Genomic DNA, 2,356 nt, shown 5'->3' on the forward strand with positions numbered 1-2,356 from the left:
AGCATGGTGAGTGTAGTTCAGTTGGTAGAGCACCAGGTTGTGATCCTGGGGGTCGCGGGTTCGAGTCCCGTCACTCACCCCGAAGCGCAGGGGCGTCTATGCAGGCAGTGGCGCTTTTGTGTTTGTTGTCCAATGCGCTGGCCAGGGGTGGCGGATAAATCCATCGATGCCATCAGGAACCGTCGGGCCGACCGCAGTAGCCGTGGTATGACCCGCTAGACGGCTACCAAGGCTGCCCCTTGTGGCCAGCTAACGGCTCGATTTGCTCAAGTCATCAACATCTGTCGGAGCCGTGTCATAGCGTGGGCGACACACGTCGACGGATGGAGGACCATGCTCGGGTTCGCAATCGTTGACAGGCAACCGGCGGCGAACGCAACTGCTGTGTGGCTCACCAGCCGTATGGAAAATTCCCACGACAGGCGCAAGGACGACAGCGACAAACTGAAGGCCGTTCAATGCAATCACACCAACGTCGTCGTCATTTCGCACACCGACGAACGCCACGATGACAAGATCCGGTCGTTGACCGCTGACCGGGCGGTCGTCCTCACCGATGGCACTGCGCCGCCACCGCCGTTCGTGAACCCGCTTAGCGTTGCGGTGTTTGACGGTCTCATCGAGGCGACCCTCACCCACCAGCGGCGCATCGCGGAGGCGGTAGCGGCTGCCCGATGCGCCAACCGCAAGCTCGTCGACCCCGACTTTCCCGGGACGATGCCTCGCCTGACGCTCGGTGAACGGGAAGGACCCGCCTACCGGGCGTTGTCGGTCGCCAACTATATCGCGCGTGTGTGGGAGACTTGGCTCGCAACCGACGCGCAGCGCGTGCGTCGCACCGTCAACGCCAAAACCGGCAAACCGCCGGGGATCATGCCCGACGAACTTGGTGCCACCAAGACCACAGAGCTACCACCGGAGTTCGCGGACCTCGCTACGCCGGAACCGGTGTCCTAATGCTCGACTACACAGCCATCGACTTTGAGACCGCAAACGCCTACCGAGGATCGCCCTGCGCCGTCGGTCTCGTCCGAGTTCGCGACGGATTACCGGTGGCAGAACGCAAATGGCTGATGCGGCCGCCCGAGGAAGTCGATTACTTCGACGGCTACAACGTATACATTCACGGCATCACCGCCGCGATGGTTGCGGACCAGCCGCGCTGGAAAGAAATTTTACCCGCCATAGTCGAGTTCATAGGCGATGACGCGGTGATCGCCCACAACGCCGGGTTTGACATGGGGGTTATCCGGTACGCCTGCGCGGTGGACAACATCGAGTGGCCGGAGCTGCGATTCCTCTGCACGCTAGTCCTCGCACGCAGGGCGTTGTCGCTGCCGTCCTACCGCTTGCCGTTCGTCCTCGACGCCCTCGGCTGCTCGATCGAACACCACCACGACCCCCTCGATGACGCGCGCGCCGTCGTGGACATAGTTCGTCGCCTCGCCGCCACCCAGGGTGTTGATGAACTCAATGGGCTGGCCAGTTCGGCCGGCGTGCGCATCGGTCACATGAGCAGCGGCACCTACAGGGGCAGCGTGGCGATCTTAACCTCGCGCGGTGGTGGCTCACGGCCCGTTCTGCACGAAATGAACCCAGAAGCCAACCCTGGTGGTTACCTATACGGTCGCGTTGTGGTGTTCACCGGCACGCTCATGTCGATGACTCGACAAGTCGCCTGGGACGAGTGCTTGCGCATCGGAGCAATCCCACAACTGGCAACCACGAAGCGAACGAACGTGCTTGTTCTTGGCGACATCAATCCTGCGGTTCTACGCCCTGGTGCGGATCTAACCGCTAAGGCATGGAAGGCATTTCAACTACAAGAAAAGGGTCAAGACATCGAAGTAATGACCGAGGACGATTTCCTGCGATGCCTGTAGAACGTGGTGGCTATCCGCGCCAGTCGATGCCGACGGTGCTTGGATCGATATCGCCGCCACCTGCGCAGTCCGGCTGGCGCTTCTCGATGAGTCCTAGCAAGCTCCCAAAAATTCGCGAGAGGACGAGGGCAGAGGACCTTCTATGTGTTCACACATCTAGTCCGGGTGAACAGCGGGGAAGGAACGCCGTTGCCCACCTCGAGCGGCGGTGGTTCCCTTGCTTCGATATACCTGCCCGACGCAACGCTCCAGCCATGGTGCGTTCGAGAAGCACGCCCCCGCTTGACGTCTGCAAAGCGTGGCGTTCGACCCACAAAACAGCAGTTCGATACGTTTACAGGAGTTCGAGTCCCGTCATCCACGCCACAACGCAAAGAGCATCTCAGCAACGTGACGCCGGGAATCCTCACCATGCGGTGTTTGCTGGCTTCTTCGCGACGCGAGGAGTTCAATCCGCTGTTCTCATCGTCGCT

Annotated in this window: 2 protein-coding genes and 1 tRNA gene; all 3 read left to right on the top strand. The window is 61.0% G+C overall.

Annotated features, from left to right (window positions below):
• Positions 1-6 precede the first annotated feature (6 nt).
• The 3 genes from AC2VOP_RS19555 (at position 7) to AC2VOP_RS19565 (ending at position 1,883) form a co-directional block, all read left to right on the top strand.
• Positions 7-79: transfer RNA gene (locus tag AC2VOP_RS19555), tRNA-His, on the top strand.
• A 323-nt stretch (positions 80-402) separates the two neighbouring features.
• Positions 403-957, top strand: a complete 555-nt coding sequence (locus tag AC2VOP_RS19560; RefSeq protein ID WP_486962507.1) for a hypothetical protein — start codon at positions 403-405, stop codon at positions 955-957.
• Positions 957-1,883 carry an exonuclease domain-containing protein gene (locus AC2VOP_RS19565; RefSeq protein ID WP_486962508.1) on the top strand — a complete coding sequence of 309 codons (927 nt, stop codon included), beginning with the start codon at positions 957-959 and terminating at the stop codon, positions 1,881-1,883. Before AC2VOP_RS19560 ends, AC2VOP_RS19565 begins: the two co-directional genes overlap by 1 nt.
• Positions 1,884-2,356: the final 473 nt, after the last annotated feature.

Source organism: Mycobacterium sp. TH-M106, assembly GCF_057473765.1.

What these genes read in the sequence shown, in the direction of transcription:
- AC2VOP_RS19565 (WP_486962508.1), top strand. Translation starts at nt 957, where the DNA reads ATGCTCGACTACACAGCCATCGACTTTGAGACCGCAAACGCCTACCGA.
- AC2VOP_RS19560 (WP_486962507.1), top strand. Translation starts at nt 403, where the DNA reads ATGGAAAATTCCCACGACAGGCGCAAGGACGACAGCGACAAACTGAAG.